At 71.5% G+C, this 17,609-nt stretch carries 11 protein-coding genes and 1 tRNA gene; 5 read left to right on the forward strand and 7 right to left on the reverse strand.

Features of this window, described 5'->3' with window-relative positions:
• Positions 1-962: 962 nt before the first annotated feature.
• Positions 963-2,486: a TolC family protein gene (locus ElP_RS12855; protein WP_145269832.1), complete on the forward strand. Its 1,524-nt coding sequence runs from the start codon at positions 963-965 to the stop codon at positions 2,484-2,486.
• Positions 2,487-2,498: 12 nt separating this feature from the next.
• On the opposite strand, the gene ElP_RS12860 is transcribed toward ElP_RS12855, so the two are convergent.
• Positions 2,499-2,960 (reverse strand): hypothetical protein, encoded by a 462-nt coding sequence (locus tag ElP_RS12860; RefSeq protein WP_145269834.1) that lies wholly within the window; start codon positions 2,958-2,960, stop codon positions 2,499-2,501.
• Between the two features lie 487 nt (positions 2,961-3,447).
• On the opposite strand from ElP_RS12860, the gene ElP_RS12865 reads away from it, so the two are divergent.
• The 3 genes from ElP_RS12865 to ElP_RS12875 all read left to right on the forward strand — a co-directional run bounded on the left by ElP_RS12865 (position 3,448) and on the right by ElP_RS12875 (position 4,687).
• Positions 3,448-3,521 (forward strand) — tRNA-Met (locus ElP_RS12865).
• 271 nt (positions 3,522-3,792) lie between these two features.
• The gene (locus tag ElP_RS12870) at positions 3,793-4,224 is read left to right on the forward strand and encodes a hypothetical protein (RefSeq protein ID WP_145269836.1); all 432 of its coding nucleotides are present in this window, start codon (positions 3,793-3,795) and stop codon (positions 4,222-4,224) included.
• Positions 4,225-4,258: 34 nt separating this feature from the next.
• A complete protein-coding gene (locus tag ElP_RS12875; RefSeq protein ID WP_145269838.1) occupies positions 4,259-4,687 on the forward strand; it encodes a helix-turn-helix domain-containing protein in 429 nt (142 codons plus the stop codon).
• 1,184 nt (positions 4,688-5,871) lie between these two features.
• Here the strand turns inward: ElP_RS12875 and ElP_RS12880 are convergent.
• The 6 genes from ElP_RS12880 to ElP_RS12905 all read right to left on the reverse strand — a co-directional run bounded on the left by ElP_RS12880 (position 5,872) and on the right by ElP_RS12905 (position 15,976).
• Positions 5,872-8,391 carry a glycogen/starch/alpha-glucan phosphorylase gene (locus ElP_RS12880; protein WP_197446942.1) on the reverse strand — a complete coding sequence of 840 codons (2,520 nt, stop codon included), beginning with the start codon at positions 8,389-8,391 and terminating at the stop codon, positions 5,872-5,874.
• Between the two features lies 1 nt (position 8,392).
• Positions 8,393-10,543, reverse strand: coding sequence for a glycogen debranching protein GlgX (gene glgX, locus ElP_RS12885; RefSeq protein WP_145269842.1), 2,151 nt, complete (start codon positions 10,541-10,543; stop codon positions 8,393-8,395).
• Positions 10,544-10,695: 152 nt separating this feature from the next.
• Positions 10,696-11,391 (reverse strand): YHS domain-containing protein, encoded by a 696-nt coding sequence (locus ElP_RS12890; RefSeq protein ID WP_145269844.1) that lies wholly within the window; start codon positions 11,389-11,391, stop codon positions 10,696-10,698.
• 46 nt (positions 11,392-11,437) lie between these two features.
• Entirely contained in the window at positions 11,438-12,298 is an 861-nt protein-coding gene (locus ElP_RS12895; protein WP_145269846.1) for an LOG family protein, read from the reverse strand.
• A 381-nt stretch (positions 12,299-12,679) separates the two neighbouring features.
• Positions 12,680-14,590, reverse strand: a complete 1,911-nt coding sequence (locus ElP_RS12900; protein WP_145269848.1) for a DUF4914 family protein — start codon at positions 14,588-14,590, stop codon at positions 12,680-12,682.
• Positions 14,591-14,653: 63 nt separating this feature from the next.
• Positions 14,654-15,976 carry an ATP-dependent 6-phosphofructokinase gene (locus tag ElP_RS12905; RefSeq protein ID WP_145269850.1) on the reverse strand — a complete coding sequence of 441 codons (1,323 nt, stop codon included), beginning with the start codon at positions 15,974-15,976 and terminating at the stop codon, positions 14,654-14,656.
• A gap of 271 nt (positions 15,977-16,247) precedes the next feature.
• Here ElP_RS12905 and ElP_RS12910 point away from each other — a divergent pair, with 271 nt between their 5' ends.
• Entirely contained in the window at positions 16,248-17,600 is a 1,353-nt protein-coding gene (locus tag ElP_RS12910) for an efflux RND transporter periplasmic adaptor subunit (protein WP_145269852.1), read from the forward strand.
• Positions 17,601-17,609 lie beyond the last annotated feature (9 nt).

Genomic DNA, 17,609 nt, shown 5'->3' on the forward strand with positions numbered 1-17,609 from the left:
CGACGAGGACGGCCCTGCGATCCACGTCCGCCCGTTCCCGGGCGATCCTGGCTCCCGGCCGGAACGGGTCCGAGGCCCGGGGACGACAAACGGGACCGGGGACGCCGATCGCCCGCAACAGGGCGTTATCGCGCCGGGCGATCGGAACGGGGCGGATCCCGGGTCAGTTCAGGAGATGGAGCGTGCGCAGATAGATCGGCACGCGATCCCGACCGGAAGCGACGGGGGGGATGGGGCAGGGGGCCTCGCCGGAGGAACAGGCGGTAGGGAGTCCGGCAAGGGTCGTCTCGGAGGAGGCCGAAGGGGCAGGCCTACCTTCCGAAGCCCTCGGATCGGGACGGGACGCGGGAAGATCCGGCTCATCGGACGGGCAGAGGCAGGCGCGGCACGGCTCGACGGCCGGGGACCGGACGGGGGCGCCCGGGACGCCGATCTCGGCAGTCGGGGAGGGTGTGGTCCTCGACTCCGGGACGGGGGCCTCGCAGCAGCCGCAGCCGGCGGCCCCACCCTTCATCCCGCAGGCGGCGGCCGTGTCCGGGACCCCATTCCTGGCCGTCGTGCAGGCCGAGGCCGCCTCCGCCGCGCAGAGCGAGCCGAGGATCGCGGCGATCGCGAACCAGGGGGCTCGGCGGCGATGATCGCGGGAGGCCTTCGACATCAATTCCTCGATCGGGATCGAACGGCGACTCCAACCCGAACATACCCTCGGCGAGGGGGGCGGGCAAGGCGAGCTGCGAGGCCGAGGGCAGGCGATGGACCTTGACCGTACTTCCTCCTACGCATGAAGACGGCGCGAGGTTCGCCCTGGAAGCATCAATCGGCAAGAGAAGGGCCAGCCCCCGATGCCGGAGAATCGCCAAACGTCGAACCCTCCCCCGGCCGATTGAGGAACCTGGATTCAGGGGCGGCACTCGCAGTCGAGCTGGCCCGCCGGTCCCTCTCGAACCGGAGCGAGCGAGACGATGAGGCATCGCTGGCGCGTCGGCATGGGGGCGGCCCTGATGTTGGGAGGGGGCGGCTGTGCCCTGCCCAGCCAGGCCCCGCAGTACGCCGAGGTCGCGGCGAACCTGCGGGACGCGGCGATCCGGCCCCCGCACTCGATCGGCCCGGACGAGCCGATGGCCGCCGCGCTCGACCCCGCCCCGGCCCCTCCCGGCCTGGTCGGCCCCCGGCCCGTCGACGACTTCATCCGCCGGGCCCTGGCCGAGAACCGGACGGTCCAGGCCGCCTACTACAACGTGATGGCGCAGAAGCACCGGATCCCGCAGGTCACCTCGCTGGAGGATCCGGTCGTCTCGAACACGATCTACCCGAGCGGCTCGAACGGCCTGCAGACCGCCGCCGGGTACGTGCCGTGGAACGTCCTGGTCGCGCAGCAGTTCCCCTGGTTCGGCACGCTCGCCCTGCGGGGAGAGGCGGCCGAGCAGGACGTGAAGGTGGCCCTCGCCGAGTTGGCCACCGCGCAGCTCGACGTGGTCGAGGCCGTCAAGCGGGCGTATGCCGACCTGTACGCCAATGAGCGCTCGGCCGTCATCCTGGGTCAGAACCGGGCGCTGGTCGAGGACTTCATCGAGATCGCCCGCATCCAGTACGAGAGCGGGCAGACGAGCCAGCAGGACGTGCTCAGCGCCGAGGTCGCCCTGGCCGACCTCGACCGGGAGTTCGTCGGCATCCGCCAGGGGATCGAGTCGGCCCGGGCCGACCTGGCCGCGCTGATGCACGTCACCCCCGAGGCCCCGCTGCAGACCACCCTCGACCCTCCGGCCGGAGACGTGCCCGGGCAGGTCGACCGGCTCTACCGCCTGGCCGTCGCCTCCCGCCCCGAGCTTCGGGGACGGCTCGCCGCCGTGGCGAGGGACGCGGCGGCGGTCGAGCTGGCGAAGAAGCGGTCGGCGCCGAACGTGACGCTCGGGTTCAACTACGGCCTCGTCTCCGAGGACGACGCCCTCGCGCCGATGGCCAACGGCAATGACAACCTCGGCGTCTTCGTCGGCTTCAACCTGCCGATCTACCGGCGGAAGGTCGACGGCGCCATCCTGGAAGCCCAGGCCCGGGCCGTGGCCGACGCCAAGCTCTACGACGCCGAGCGCGACGGCGTGTACCGGGAGCTGAAGGACCTCCTCTCCCGGGCCCGGGCTCAGCGAGAGACGCTCGACCTGTTCCGGGCCAGCATCCTCCCCCGGGCCCGGGACGCCCTCGACATCGCCCTGGCCGACTACCAGGCCGGCGGCGTCGACTTCCTGACGCTCATCAGTGCCTGGCGGGAGGTGCTCCAGATCGAGCTGCAGGTCGCCCTCTTCGAGGCCGAGCTGGTCAAGAGCGTCGCCTCGCTGGAGCGGGCCGTGGGCCTCCAACTGCGGGACCACCCCCCGGCGCCGGGGGCGGAGCATCTCCCCGTCGGGGGATCGCCCGACGAGGCCCCGCCGCCCCCGCCGGGATCCGGCGTCGGCCCGGGGACCGAGGAGGACCGCGTCGGCGACCGATGACCCCGGGCCGGCTCAACCGCCGCCGAGCACCGAGGGGGCCCCGAACGGAGATCCGAGCCGAGGGGGCATCACCCCGGGCATCCCGACGCTCGGCGATCGGATCAGGCCAACCCGGCCCATCGCCCCGCCCGGGATCGAGACGCCGCGGCCCCCCATTCGGGAGACGCCGCCGATCGGCGTCCGGGCCATGCCGGTGCCGCCGATCGGCGTCCGGGGGGCCGGCTCGGGGTTCGTCGCCATCCCGACCGGCGGCCTCGGCTCCAGGGCCCGCTGGGCGATATAGCCCCCGAATCCGCCGGCATAGGGGAGGTAGGAACTCCCCATCTCCGTCCGGTACGACCGCATGATCGTCATCGCCCCATAGCCGCCGAGCGGCCGGCGCCGGACGCCCACCTGGCCGATCGCCAGTCCGGGAGCGCCCCCCAGCATCATCGCCAGCCAGGCCACGACCACCACCCTCGATGTCCGACTCATCTCGGCCCTCCGATCCGATCCAGCCAACCCGGCCCCGACCGAGCGTCCCCGACCCCGGGGTGCGCCCCGCCCGGATCGGGTCGCCGCACGGCGAGGCCGACGAGAACCCGTCGAAGGACATCGGCCGTCCTCGGCGGGCCGCTTGACGGCGGGCCTGACCTGCCTGGGTCGAGGGGGAGTCCGATCGGCCAGGCAGGCCGAATTCGCGCCGGCCATCGGGACGCCGATCGGATCGAGCCGCCCGACCGGCCCCGTCTCTCTACCCTGCCATCCGGCGCGACCGGACGCCCGAGATCTCCCGACCCTCGCCGACTCGACCGCCCCTGTCCTGCCTCCGAACGCCGGTTTCCGCAGGTGGGGACGGTGACCGAGCCTTCCCACTCGAAGCGGCGGGACCTTAGCCCCCTCCCGGGTTGAAAACCGAACGTCCCTCCCGTATGATCGACCGATCAGGAGGGCCTGCTCGACCGATCGTGCTCCCTCCGACGGCGGCGTAGCTCAGTCGGTTAGAGCAGCGGAATCATAATCCGCGTGTCGGGGGTTCGAATCCCTCCGCCGCTATTCGCGACACAACACGGCCCGAGGCGACTAAAGCCGCCTCGGGTTTCATTTTGCGCCGACGCTCCGCCGGATCGGACACGCGAGAATCACGCCAGCCCCCGACACGATCCGCCCCTGTCCGTCCCCTGACTGCTACCCAAAATGCTACCCACGTTCGGCCCGGTGACGCGGACCTTGCCGAAGTTATCGACGCCTGGCCCTCCCTGCCCGAGGCGATCCGGGCCGGCATCCTTGCGATGGTCCGAACCTCCTCGGGTGGACGGGGGGAGCGATGAGCCGATCAAGGACGCCCGACCCCGAGACTATCCGAGCCCTCCTCGATGCCCTCCGGGCGGGGAGCTTCCTCGGGCCCGCCTGCCGGGCCGCCGGGATCAGCCGGAGCACCCTTCGACGATGGCAGGTACGGGGACGCTCGAGGGACGAGCATGACGCCCCCTATCGGGCCTTCCGGCGAGACTACCGGGCCGCGATCGCCTCGGCCGAGATCGCGGCGTTGGACTCGATCCGCCGCGCCGGGTCCGAAGACATCACCGGCTCCTGGCAGGCCAACGCCTGGCTCCTGGAGCGTCGATTCCCGGCCCGATGGCGGAGGAAGGACCGGGCGCCGGACCCGTCGCGACCGAAGCCCCTCTCGCAGATGACCGTCGTGGAGCTTGAGGCCTACTGCGGTCGCCTCGGCCTGCTCGACGAGCCGCGACGATGAACCCGCCCACGTCCTCGATGGTGAAGGCCGAGTCATGCCACGCCCCACCAAGTCCACCCCCGAGATCGGCGAGTCGATCCTCCGCCTTCTCGCCTCGGGCCGCTCCCGACGGGAGACGGTCGAGGCCCTGGGGATCGGTCGTCGGACCCTCCAGGACTGGCTCCGCCGGGGACGGGACGGGGACCCCGACTTCGTGGCCTGGGCCGATCGGGTCGATTGGGCAGCCTACCTGCTGCACCGGCAGCGGGTCCGGGCGACCTGGGATCGCCTCGAGGCCGAGTCGAAGGAGCGCTGGAAGCGGTTCAAGCGGGCCCGGGAGGAGTACTGGATGGAGCGGCTTGGGCCGCTCGAGTTCTGGAGTCGCCGGCTGGCGTGGCTGGCCAAGCGAGGGCGGTGGGAGGCGTACCGACGGACACTCGAGCGGCTCAGGACCGAGGGTTTCCGCACCGACTGCACACCGTAAGAAAAGAATCCAATGGGAAATCAAGGTGGCCGCCCCAGCCTCAACACGCCGAGTCGGCTGGTCGCCCTGTCCCGGGGGATCGCCGATGGCCTCTCCCGGGACCGGGCGGCGGCGGAGGCCGGCATCAGCAAGCGGACCCTGCAACGCTGGATCAAGGCCGGCCGCGCCGGCGACCCCCGCTATGTCGGGCTGGCCGAGGCGGTCGCGACGGCAGAGCGGCGGGGCGACTGGGGTCGGGAGATCGCCCCGACCTTCAGGGAGCAGTTCCGACGCCGGGTGGATCTTACGCCGCCATCCCGCCTGAAACCGAGGGAGAACGGAATGGAGGGTGCCAGGACCGGGGGCGTCGGGGTTTCGGCGCCAGCCATTCCACAGAACGGGAAAGGAACTGGTGGGCGCCGGTGCCAGAACGGGGGGCCCGAAGGGGGCCGACTTCGGGCCCCCCGTTCTGGCGTCGCGTTTCGCTGAGAGCAGCGGAAAGAACAGGGGGATCGGTGCCGAAACCGATCCGGACGAGGACGCCCCGAGCCGACGGGGCTTGTGTCGCCCTCTCTGGAGGGCCGGGCGTTATGATCACCGGGGGAGCGGGTCCACGGCCTGCAATGACCGTTTGTTCAGATTTGAGTCCTCTGCCCCAATTGACGCAGTCGGCGATCGGTTCATGACTCGTCCCACCCCCTTGTCAAACTCCCCGGGGCGCGTCAGAACTGTGCGAGGATCCCAGTCGACCCGGCCCCCAGTGCACCGATGATCGACCCATCGAAGAACGACCACGCAATCGAGGCTCACGCCCGATGGAGGTACCACCCGCGCAGGGCCATCGCGACCGGGACCAGCGAGTGGACGGTGGAGCAGGCCCGGTCCGATGACCGGTGTGAGTTCGGCCGGTGACTCCGGGAAACACGCCTGCCGGACCGGATGACGACGCAGGCGCGGGAGGTCGCCCGACTCCACGCCGAGTTCCACGCCCGGGCCGCCCAGGTGCTGCACCTCGCCTTGACCTAGCGGGGCCAGGAGGCCTCGGCGGCGCTGGCCCCGGGGAGCGACTTCGTCGCCATCTCCTCGAAGTTGACCCACGCCATGGTCGCCTGGAAGGGGGCCGCAGGCGACGGCGGGACCGCGCCTCCTGATGGCCCGGGGCGTCCCCGATGCCGGTCCGCCCGCCGGCCTCGGCCGGGTGCGGGTCAGGCGACTGGGCACGGAGTCGCCCCCCAGATCGACCCGGCGTACTCGGCGATCGTGCGGTCGCTGGAGAATTTCCCGCTGCGGGCGACGTTGATGATGGCCTTGCGGGCCCAGCCGGCCCGGTCCGCGTAGAGGTCGGAGACGCACCGCTGGGCCTCGGCGTAGGAGGTCAGGTCGGCCAGGTGCATGTAGGGTTCGCCGTGCGTCAGCAGGGCCTCCCGGATCGGGGCGTAGCGGCCCGGCTCTCCGGGGTTGAAGTGGCCCGAGGCGATCAGGTCGAGCGCCCGGCGGGCCTCGGGCTCGTGCTCGTAGTGCCAGCGCGGCTCGTACCAGCCGCGGGACCCGGCGACCTGGTCGGCGGTCAGGCCGAAGAGGAAGAGGTTCTCCTCGCCGACCTCCTCGGCGATCTCGATGGTGGCCCCGTCGCGCGTGCCGACGGTCAGGGCGCCGTTCATCATGAACTTCATGTTGCTCGTGCCGCTGGCCTCGAAGCCAGCTGTCGAGATCTGCTCGGAGACGTCGCTGGCCGGGATCAGCCGCTCGGCCAGCGTCACGGAGTAGTCCGGCAGGAACGCGACACGCAGCCGGCCGCGGGCCGCCTGGTCGCGGTCGAGCGTCGCGCCGACGTCGTTGATCAGCCGGATGATCAACTTCGCGAGGTGGTAGGCCGGGGCCGCCTTGCCGGCGAACAGGAACGTCCGGGGCGGCGGGTCCAGGCCCGGGTCGTCGCGGAGGCGGTTGTAGCAGACGACGACATGGAGGACGTTGAGTAGCTGCCGCTTGTACTCGTGGATCCGCTTGACCTGGGCGTCGAAAATCGAGTCTGGATCCAGCGCGATCCCGTCCCGGTCCCGGATCCAGTCGACGAACCGGAGCTTCGCCGCCCGTCGGGCGGCGAGGAAGTGCTCCCGGAACCCGGCATCTTCGGCAAGCGGGGTGACGGCGGCGAGCTTGCCGAGGTCGGCGGCCCAGCCCACGCCGACCGCCTCGGTGAGCAGGGCCGCCAGGCCCGGATTGGCCAGCAGCAGCCAGCGACGGGGGGTGACGCCGTTGGTCTTGTTGCCGAACCGGCCGGGGAACATTGCGGCGAAGTCGGGGACGGTCCGGGTGCGGAGCAGTTCCGAGTGGATGGCCGCCACGCCATTGGTGCTGTGCGTGCCGACGATCGCCAGGTGCGCCATCCGGACCTTCCGGGTCGGCCCCTCCTCGATCAGGCTCATGCGGCCGACCTTCGCCTCGTCGCCGGGGTGGGCGGCCCGGACGTCGTCCAGGAACCGGCGGTTGATCTCGTAGACGATCTCCAGGTGCCGGGGGAGCAGGGCCTCGAAGAGGTCGACCGGCCAGGTCTCCAGCGCCTCTGGCAGCAGGGTGTGGTTGGTGTAGGCCAGGGTCCCGATGGTCAGCTCCCAGGCCCGATCCCAGTTGAGCCCGGCCCGGTCGAGCAGGATCCGCATCAGCTCGGCCACTGCCAGGGCCGGGTGAGTGTCGTTGAGCTGGACGGCGACCTTGTCGGCCAGCGCCGGCCAGTCGTTCCCTCGGCGGAGGAACCGGGCGACGATGTCGTCCAGCGAGCAGGCGACGAGAAAATACTCCTGGAGGAACCGCAGCGAGCGGCCCCGGGGCGTCGAGTCGTCGGGGTAGAGGACGCGGCTGACGGTCTCGGCGAGCACCCGGTCCGAGACGGCGCCGAAGTAGTCGCCGCCGCTGAACTCGCCGAAGTCGAAGACGTCCGGGGTCTCGGCCTTCCAGAGGCGGAGCGTGTTGATCGTCCGGCCGCCGTGGCCGACCACCGGCCGGTCGTACGGCACTCCGAGCAGGTGCGAGGCCTGCCCGCGGTGCACCGCGATCTCCCCCCCATGCGCCTCGAACCGGCAGCCGAGCGGCACGGTCACCGCCTCGTTCGGCCGGGCCACCTCCCACGGGTCGGGCCGGGCGAGCCAGCGGTCGGGCTGCTCGACCTGGCAGCCGTCCCGGAGCTCCTGGCGGAAGATGCCGAAGTCGTAGCGCAGGCCGTAGCCGATCGCCGGCAGCGCCATCGTGGCCATCGACTCGACGAAGCACGCCGCCAGTCGGCCGAGCCCGCCATTACCCAGGCCGGCGTCCGGCTCCTGCTCGATCAACTCGGCCAGGTCGAGCCCTCGCCGCCGGGCGGCGTCGTCGACCAGCGGCGAGAGCAACAGGTTCATCACGTTGTTCGCCAGCGAGCGGCCGATAAGGAATTCCATCGACAGGTAATAGACCTGTTTCGGGTTGGCACGTTCGTGTTCCTGTTGGGTGCGGACCCAGCGCTGGGCGAGCACGTCCCGGATCGCGGCGGCGACCGCCTCGAACCGCTCCCGAGGCCCGGCCTCGGTCAGGTCGACGACGTGGTCGAAGATCAACCGGCGCTCGTAAAGGGCATCATCGTGGCCGGTGAATGGCACCGGGCCGCAGCCGTAGCGGGCGAGGAGGTCACCGGATCCGTCGCCCTCGGGGCCATCGGCCCGGGGCGTCGCAGAAGGTGTAGCACGTGTGCTCACTTTACGGTCTCCGCATGGGATGTCCGGCGTCATCCGGAGGCCCTGAACTCCCTCGTGCATCCTGCCCCGGCCGAGCCGGCGCGAAGAGCATCACGACCGATCGGGACTCGGCCCGATACGAGCCCCCGGCGACGGCCGAGGCGTTCTCCCAGGGGAGGATATCGTCCGGCGAATCGAGGGCCGTGTCGATCCAGCGGCGCCAGGACCCGCCGCCTTCGAGGACCGGCAGCTCGAAGTCGAGCGGCTCCCAGTGTGCGTTCAGGACCAGGTGGATGGCGAGCCCCTCACCCCGCAGCTCCGCCCCCAGGGCCAGGCTGTGGGAACAGTCCCGCCAGTCCGGCCGGTGCAGGTGCACGCCGTGCCAGGCCTTGTTCGCCTGCCGGAGCAGGGTGTCGAGGCTCACCCGACTCGACTCGGGCCTCGGGTCGCGCAGCAGGCGACGAGCGTTGAGCAGCGACACGAACCGGACCAGGTCGGTGTGCCGCTCGACCAGCCTCCAGTCGAACCAGCTCGTCTCGTCGTCCTGGCAGTAGGCATTGTTGTTGCCGCGCTGCGAGCGCCGGGCCTCGTCCCCCATAAGGATCATGGGCACGCCCAGCGACAGAAGCGTGGCCGCCAGGTGGTTCTTCACCTGGCGGTTTCGCAGGCGATCGACCGCCGGGTCGTCGGTCGGACCTTCGATGCTGCAGTTCCAGCTGTGGTTGTCGTCGGCGCCGTCGCGGTTGCCCTCGCCGTTGGCCTCGTTGTGCTTCTGGTTGTAGGAGACCAGGTCGTTGAGCGTGAAGCCGTCGTGGCAGGCCACGAAGTTGACGCTCTGCTCGGCCTCGCGGGCCTCGTGGCCGAAGACGTCGGGGCTGCCGAGCAGGCGGTCGGCCATCCGGCGGGTGGAGTCGGGGACGGCGCGGAAGAAGTCGCGGACGTCGTCGCGGAAGTGCCCGTTCCACTCCTTCCAGGCGTCGCCGACGAAGCGGCCGACCTGGTACAACCCGCCCGCGTCCCAGGCCTCGGCGATGAGCTTGGTCCCGGCCAGCACCGGGTCGGACTCGATGTCCCAGAGCACCGCCGGGTTCGGGTGCGGCCTGCCGGCCGAGTCACGCGCCAGGACCGACGCCAGGTCGAAGCGGAAGCCGTCGACGTGCATCTCCCCGACCCAGTAGCGCAGGCTGTCGAGGATCAGGCGACGCACGGCCGGGTGGTCGGCGTTGAGCGTGTTGCCGCAGCCCGATTCGTTGGCGTACCGGGCCCCGCCCCCCTCCAGGCGGTAGTAGGTCGGGTTGTCGATCCCCTTCAGGCCGATCGTCGGCCCGGCGTGGTCCCCCTCGGCGGTGTGGTTGAAGATCACGTCGAGGATCACCTCGATCCCTGCCCGGTGAAGCGCCTTGACCATGTCCCGGAACTCGTCGACCGGGCCGAGCGGGTCGCGCCGGGAACTGTACGCCCGGTGCGGCGCGAAGAACGAGACCGGGGCGTATCCCCAGTAGTTGACCAGGCCCGGGGGGCAGTCGAGGTGGTCGAACTGGAAGACAGGCATGAGTTCGACGGCCGTGACTCCGAGCCGCCGGAGGTAGGGGATCGCCTCGACCAGCCCCGCATACGTGCCCCGGGCCCGCTCGCCGACACCGGAGCTGGGGTGGCGCGTGAAACCGCGGACGTGCAACTCGTAGATGATGGTCCGGGCGGAGGAGCGTTGCAACGGCTGGTCCCCCTCCCAGTCGTAGGCCCCCGGGTCGACGACGACGCCTTTCATCGCCGTCGCGGCGTTGTCGCCCGGCAGCCCGGCGGCCCCGCAGTCGTACCCCTCCGGGACGGCCACGGCCCGGGCGTAGGGGTCGAGCAGGAGCTTGTCGGGGTCGAACCGCAGCCCCCGGCCGGGCGCCCACGGCCCGGCGGCCCGATAGCCATAGAGCTGCCCCGGGCGCACGCCGGGCACGAACGCGTGCCAGTAGTGGTATGTGCGGTTCGAGGCCGGGTCGAGCCGGACGAACCGGGACGGGGCGGCATCGTCCTCCTGGTCGAACAGCACCAGCGTTACGTCCTCGGCGTGCCGCGAGAACAGGCTGAAGTTGACCCCACCGTCGACGACGGTTGCCCCCAGGGGGAAGCCCCGACCGACCTGGATGACCGTAGGCTTCTCGGCCCCGCTCGCCGCCATGATGTCTGCCCTCCCCGGGCCGGTCGGCGGCCCGAGGGCCGGCCGCCGCGTCGGATCACGCAATCGATCCCATCCCGGACGCGCCGGCCGGGGTCGTGTGCCCGCTTCGGGCCTCGGACGCACGGTCGTCCCGGGCGGAGCCTCCCCGTCCCTCAGGCGATGGTGTGGGACCCGAGGTACTTCGCGGGCTCCCGCTCGAACGCCTCGCGCGACTCCTCGGTGAAGAAATGGTAGGTCGTCCCCTCGTGCTCGGCCGTCCCCCGCGCGAAGGTCCTGGGGAACGACATGCCGAGGACCGGGTCGACCACATCCGACCCCCGCTGGTAGGAGGCGTTGAAGAAGAGGCTGATGTAGGTCCGCGTGAACTGGACCGCCTTGCGGTCGAACCAGTCCAAGGCCCGCTCGACGCTGGCCTCCTCCAGGGGCAGGGCGAGCTGGTCGTGCCGCTCGAAATCGAGGAAGACCGGCATGATCCTCAGGTCGTAGGAGAGCACGAGGCCCTCGACGGCCGGGCCGGCCTCCAGGGCGAGGCGGAGGTTGATCTCGGCCGGGCAGCGCTCGGAGCGCGGCAGGTCGAACGAGACGATCACGGCGTGGAACGTGCGCCCTGCCGGGCCGAAGTCGCGTCTGGTGACGGTCGGGGTCGCCCCCGGCAGCGTCTCGGCGAACGCCTCCAGCCGGGGCTTCACGGCGTCCCGGATCCGCTGGCTGAGGTCGAGGAACGTCGCGTACCGGGCCTGCATCCGGCGGTATTGCTCCGCGGACTCGGCCTGCATCGCCTCGACTTTCTCCCGGGCGGCCTCGACCTCGCCCCGGAGCGTGGCCTTGAACTCATCGATGCCGGACATGGCGAACCCTCCTGTTCACTGGGGCGGAGGAGAAAACGATGCCCGTTCAGTGACGCTCCGGGTCGAGGGGCCGGAGCCGCCCTCGGACCGCGTCCGGCAGGCCGCGGAGGATCCGGTCGACCGCGTCCCCGGGCGAGTCGACGATCGTGGCGAAGCCCAGCTCCTCCTCGGAGACGGCCCCGGCCAGGACCAGTCGCCAGATGTAATCGCGCAGGCCGGACCAGAACCCCTCGCCGACGAGCACCAGCGGGAACGGCCCGATCTTGCGGCACTGGATCAGCGTGGCGGCCTCGAACAGCTCGTCAAGGGTCCCGAGCCCGCCCGGTAGGCAGACGAAGGCGCAGGAGTACTTGACCAGCATCACCTTGCGGACGAAGAAGTAGCGGAACTCGACCACCTCGTCGAGGTAGGGATTGGGGTGCTGCTCGAAGGGCAGGATGATGTTGCAGCCGATGCTCCGTCCGCCGGCCTCCCGGGCCCCGCGGTTGGCCGCCTCCATCATCCCGGGGCCGCCGCCGGTGATGACGACGAAACCGGCTCGGGCCAGCTCGCCGCCGAGCTGCCGGCCCGACTCGTACTCGGGTGTCCCCTCGGCGAACCGGGCCGAGCCGAAGACGGTGACCGCCGGCCCGAGGTCATGGAGCTTCCGGAAGCCCCGCTCGAACTCCTCGTCGATCCGGCGGAGCCGCTCCTGCTCTCTGGCCGGTGTCCTGGACTGGGTGAGGAAGCTCCGTTCCTGGGTCGCGCCGGCGTCCTCATCGGCGGCCGCGTCCAGTTCGTAGTCCAGGGCGCCGGCACGGGCCCAGTAGCCTTGCCAGCGTCGCTCCCACTGCTCGGCAGTCGGCGGCCCCGGCAAGGGGCGCGTCGTCTTCCCTGGATCATGCGGTCCGTCTGGTCGCGTCGACATGTGCGATCGCTCCGATGACGCCCTCGCCTCGTGGGTCGACCGCCCCGTCGACCGACGACACCGCTACCCGCGGCGGAAGCCCGCTCGACGAATGGTGTGTCCGTCATGCCGCCCCCGACGGCGGATCACGGGGCCGTGCCGGGCTCCGGGATCGCGCCCGCTTCAACCCCGAAGAGAACGGGCCCGCTTCCCACTCAACCGCGCCGCGTGGCCGTCGCGACCGGCAGTCCTCTCCCGTCGTGAGAAGGGACCTCTATTCGGATTGTAACAGGAAGGCAGGCCATAGCCACAAATATTGATTTGCTCCCCCTCGCGAGGTCTGGGATTGATCCGCCCTCCGAAACCGCATCCAACTCGTGCGGGGCACGGCCCGGGGCCGGCTCATGAGCTGGCGTCGTCCTCGAAGAGCGGCTCCGCCTCGATGAGCGCCTCGTAGTCCCGGGCTGTGCCCCCGTCGAGCATGCACTCCACGATCCGGCGCCCCAGCGGGTCCAGGTCGGAGACCAGGAACTGCCGGAGCTGCTCGGCGAAGAAGGCGGTGAGGATCTCGGCTCCGGCGTCGTAGGCCTGCACGCCGACCTCGGGTTGCCGATCGACCTGGAGGGCATGGTCTGGGACCTGCACCCCCTCGATCACCAGCGACGCCGGCGAGTAGCCGAGCAAGGGGCACCGGGAGGGCGTGAACTGCGAGCGGCCGAAGCGGGCGATGCCGCGGCGGGCGAAGTATTCCCGCATGATCCACTGAGGCATGAACCCGACGTGCCAGGCCCCGACGTGCTGGTTCGGCACCAGCAGGTACTGCATGCGACGGCCGTCGCGGAACTGCTCGAGCAGCAGGTTCGCCTGGTCGACGCGGCGGCCCGTCGCGAAGGGCCAGTAGGAGCCGACGCCCTCGGAGCTCATCCCGCCGGCGTCGAGGACGCTCGGGTTGGCGTGGCCGCGCGGGGCCACCAGCCGCCAGAGCCAGGCCAGCGCCGGCGGGAGCAGGTGGAAGAGGCCGGCGATGCCGTAGCTCGGGCGCTCGCGGGTGCACGGGGGGAAGCGGACGCCGAAGGTGCGCAGGTCCACCGCCACGGGGCCGTCGACGACCCCCTCGACGTCGGCCCGAGGGATGACCACCCGCGGGTTCGGGCAAGGCTTGCCCGGCTCGTCCTCGATGTGGTCCCAGGGCAGCGCCGTCCCGCCGGGGAAGGCCTTGATGTTGAGGAACAGCAGCGGGCTCCGGGGCTGGATCATGCGCCGCTCGAGGTCCGGGTCGACGCCATAGCGGTCGATGTGGTTGACCCGGACGAACCAGGCATCCTCGGCGTCGACCAGCCCCAGCCGGCCGTCGGCCCGCCGGAGGCTCGGGTGGCAGAGGGCCATGTCGTCGGTGACAGGGTAGAGCCGGCAGCCGCTGGGCAGCAGCGCGTAGCTCTCGGCCCCGGTCACCAGGTTGCGGCCGACCAGCAGCCGGCCATCCCGCTCGCGGTGGATTTCCTCGAGCATCTCGCTCTTGCCGCCGCCGCTGGCCCCCTCGTGCATGATCGTCAGGCGGACGCCGTAGGGGTTGACGACCCGTACGGTCGAGCAGTGGGCCGTCACCCAGCGCTCGCGTTCGCCGACGGCCAGCAGCACACCGTAGATCCCCTTCTTCGCGCTGGGGCCGGGGTAGAGGTTGTAACTGAACAGCTCGTGCAACTCCGGGCGCCGGTTGTGGACGACGACCTGGCGGCCCTCGAAGTGGGTGTGGCGGAACGGCGGGGCGACGTAGACCGCCGCCCGGGGCCGGAAGGACGGGGAGACCGCCCCGGGGGTGAGCATCCCCTGGAGCAAGGCCAGCCCCATCGCGAAAAACCCGGCGTTGGCCGGCACGACGGCCACCGCCTCGACCCCCTTGCCCGGCACCCCGGAGGTGAAGGGGAAGATCGCGAGCTCCTGCGTCTTCAGCCAGTCGAGGGTCTCGCGCCGGGTCCCGTTGAAGGGGCGGCCGAAGCGCTCGGCGTACGTCGGCTTGTTCGTGGGCTGGTCGTCGCCGATGACCATGCACCCCGGGTCCCGGCGCCGCATGGCGGGCTCGGGGTAGTTGGCGGCGACCCCGTTGGTCACCCGGCAGACGCGGGCCTCGACGACCCGACCCCGGCCGGGGACCTCGTAGGCGACCTCGTGCCAGCCGTCGATCGCGTCGCGCGTCGCGAGCTCGACCAGCTCGTCGACGCCCTCGGGCAGATGCCACCCCGGGCAGCCTGCCAGGATTTCCCCCAGCTCCTCGGGGACCGCGAAGCGGTCGAATGGCCCTCGGTCCGAGATCATGGTGCGAAGCCCTGAAGAGGTGGGTTCGGGTGGATCGGCGAGGCGGACGGTACCACGGGCGGTTCAGCCGCCCAGCCAGGCGGGCTGGCCGGTCACCGCCAGGACCGCGCCCCAGAGCTCGCCCTCCGGGTCGACCTGCCGCTTCCGCTCGACGGCCAGCGGGATCGGCACGTGGGCGAACGACCCGTTGAGGCCGACGACCACCAGGTCGGTCCGGCCGGACATCGCCGCGTGGGCGGCGCGGCGGGCCAGCTGGTCGCAGAGGAAGCTGTCCTCGGTGTTGGCCGCCGCGCTGCGGACGATATAGCTGGGGTCGATGTACTTCAGGTCGACCGGGCTGCCCAGCGTGCGGAAGTGCTCCACGATCCGCCCCTTGAGCAGCGGGCCGATGTCGTGGTAGCGGCGGTTGCCCGAGGCGTCGCCGCCCGCGGCCGGCTCGCCAAAGAGATTCTGCCCGGCCCCCTCGGAGACGACGATGACCGCGTGCTCGCGCTCGTCCATCCGGCGTTCCAACGCGGCAAGCAGGCCGCCCTCGCCTTCGAGTTGGAAGGGGACTTCGGGGATGAGCGTGAAGTTGACCTCCTGGCTGGCAAGCGTCGCCCCGCAGGCGATGAAGCCGGCGTCGCGGCCCATGAGTTTCACCAGCCCGATGCCGCGGGGCGCCCCCGTCGCCTCGGTGTGGGCCGCGTGGATGACCTGTCGAGCGAGGTCGACGGCCGTGGTGAAGCCGAAGGTGCGGGTGCAGTAGCGGATGTCGTTGTCGATCGTCTTGGGGATCCCCACGACGGCGATCGGCAGGCCCCGGCGCCGGGCCTCCTCGGCGATCGCGTGGGCGCCGCGCAGGGTCCCGTCCCCGCCGATGCAGAAGAGCAGCCGGATCCCCTCCCGCTCCAGGAAGTCGACCATCCGCCCCGTGTCCTGCGCGCCCCGGGAGGAGCCGAGGACCGTCCCGCCGTCCGTGTGGATCCTGGAGACGAACTCCCGAGACAGGGGGATCGGCGGCCGGCCGACCGCCGGGTCCAGCCCCATGTAGCCGTCGCGGATGCCGAGCACCTCGGGGACGCCGTAGCCGAGGTGCAACTCCAGGAAGAGCGAGCGGATGACGCTGTTGAGCCCGGGGCAGAGGCCGCCGCAGGTGACCACCGCCGCCTTCGTGGAGGCCGGGTCGAAGAAGAGGCGCTCGCGCGGGCCGGCCTTCTCGAAGAGGATCTCGTCACCGGGATCGGGCCCGCCCTCCCGAGCGACCTCGACCCGGTTGCGGACCCAGACGTCCTCGGTCACGAACCGGGCCCGACCGGTCCCCGTCGCCGTCGCCAGGGGCAGCGGCGACGGGCCCGTCGGGGTCCCGAGCGTCGCGACGCGGATCAGCCGCTCCGACTCGTCCATCGATCGGGCCCTCCCGGCGGTCCGGGGAGTACCCCACACGCGTGGGCATGGGGTCGAGTGGTCAGCGGGAGTGGGCCCGCGCCAGCGGGCATCCTGATCATGGCCCCGGGATGAGCGACCAGCATCGTCTCGCACTCATTGACGAGCAGGATACCCGCGCGGGACAATCAAATCCATAGCTATCTAATTCGTGGCAATCTGGAAAACACCGCGGGGCGGGAAGGTCCTGGGCCTTGCCCTCCGGCCGGTTCACCACCTGGGAACCCCTCCGATGCGCCCCCGGATCCGCATGACCAGCCTCGCCGCCGCGACCTCGCTGGTCGCCGCGGCGGCCGGCTGCCAGAGCGCCGAGCCTTCGGTCGTCGAGACGAAGCCCTCGGCCGTCTCGGTCAGCACACCCCTGGTCCGGCCCGTCGTTGACTACGACGCGTACACCGGCCGGACCCGCGCCGTGGCCACGGTCGACATCCGGTCCCGCGTCCAGGGTTACCTCAAGGAGATCCGCTTCGAGGCCGGCGACCTCGTCGAGGCCGGCCAGATCCTCTTCGTCATCGACCCGCGCGAGTACGAGGACGCCGTCGCATTGGCCGAGGCCCGGCTGGAGCAGGCGAGGGCCCAGGCCCGGCTCACCGCCGTCGAGCGGGAACGTTACCGCATCCTCGCGCAGCGCGACGTCGGTAGCCGGCAGGACTTCGACCGCGCCGCCGCCGCCTACGACGTTTCCGTGGCCGAGGCCAAGGGCGTCGAGGCCGAGCTCGACCGCGTCCGGCTGGACCTGAGCTTCACCGAAGTTCGCTCGCCCATCGCCGGCCAGGCCGGCGCCCACCTCGTCGACGTCGGTAACCTGATCACCGCCGGCCAGACCGATGCCAACCTGCTCACCGCCGTCGTCGCAGTCGACCCCATGTACGTCGACTTCGACGTCGACGAGCGCGCCCTGCTGAAGTACCGCAAGACCGCCGCAGACCGCCGGGGGGAGGAGGTCGACCCGGCCCACATCCGCGAGGCCCGCATCCCGGTCGAGATGGGCCTGGCCGATGAGCCCGGCTTCCCCCACGTCGGCATCCTCGACTTCGCCGACAACCGCCTCGACCCCGACACCGGAACCCTCCGGGCCCGGGGCGTCTTCCCCAACGCCGACCGCCTGCTCACCCCCGGCCTTTTCGCCCGCGTCCGCATCCCGGTCGGCGAGCTGGGCGACGCTGTCCTGGTCGCCGAGACGGCCATCGGCTCCGACCAGGGGATCCGCTTCGCCTACGCCCTCGGCGAGGGCGACCGCGTCGAGCGTCGGCTCATCACCGTCGGCCCGGCCATCGCCGGCATGGCGGTCATCACCGAGGGCCTCTCTCCCGAGGATCGCGTCCTCGTCAGCGGCATCCAGCGCGTCCGCGAGGGGATCGCCGTCACGCCGCAGGACGTCCCGATGCCCATGCCCCCCGGCGCCGACGAGGCGCTCGCCTCGGCCGCCTCGGAGGCCCCCGAGGCGCCCCCGGCCGACCTCGCCACGTCCGTCGCCAACGCGGCCGCCGGCATGGAACCTCCCCCCGAGCCCGAGCCCACGCCCGGGCCCGAGACGACCGAACCGGACGCCGACGCCCCGCCGGCCGCCCCTGACGATCGCTGAGGACCGCCC

The organism is Tautonia plasticadhaerens, from assembly GCF_007752535.1.
Taxonomy (GTDB): domain Bacteria; phylum Planctomycetota; class Planctomycetia; order Isosphaerales; family Isosphaeraceae; genus Tautonia; species Tautonia plasticadhaerens.

Excerpts from the sequence above, each read along its gene's own strand:
- ElP_RS12855 (WP_145269832.1), top strand. The coding sequence starts at position 963 with ATGAGGCATCGCTGGCGCGTCGGCATGGGGGCGGCCCTGATGTTGGGA.
- ElP_RS12860 (WP_145269834.1), bottom strand. The coding sequence starts at position 2,960 with ATGAGTCGGACATCGAGGGTGGTGGTCGTGGCCTGGCTGGCGATGATG.
- ElP_RS12870 (WP_145269836.1), top strand. The coding sequence starts at position 3,793 with ATGAGCCGATCAAGGACGCCCGACCCCGAGACTATCCGAGCCCTCCTC.
- ElP_RS12875 (WP_145269838.1), top strand. The coding sequence starts at position 4,259 with ATGCCACGCCCCACCAAGTCCACCCCCGAGATCGGCGAGTCGATCCTC.
- glgX (WP_145269842.1), bottom strand. The coding sequence starts at position 10,543 with ATGGCGGCGAGCGGGGCCGAGAAGCCTACGGTCATCCAGGTCGGTCGG.
- ElP_RS12890 (WP_145269844.1), bottom strand. The coding sequence starts at position 11,391 with ATGTCCGGCATCGATGAGTTCAAGGCCACGCTCCGGGGCGAGGTCGAG.
- ElP_RS12895 (WP_145269846.1), bottom strand. The coding sequence starts at position 12,298 with ATGTCGACGCGACCAGACGGACCGCATGATCCAGGGAAGACGACGCGC.
- ElP_RS12900 (WP_145269848.1), bottom strand. The coding sequence starts at position 14,590 with ATGATCTCGGACCGAGGGCCATTCGACCGCTTCGCGGTCCCCGAGGAG.
- ElP_RS12905 (WP_145269850.1), bottom strand. The coding sequence starts at position 15,976 with ATGGACGAGTCGGAGCGGCTGATCCGCGTCGCGACGCTCGGGACCCCG.
- ElP_RS12910 (WP_145269852.1), top strand. The coding sequence starts at position 16,248 with ATGCGCCCCCGGATCCGCATGACCAGCCTCGCCGCCGCGACCTCGCTG.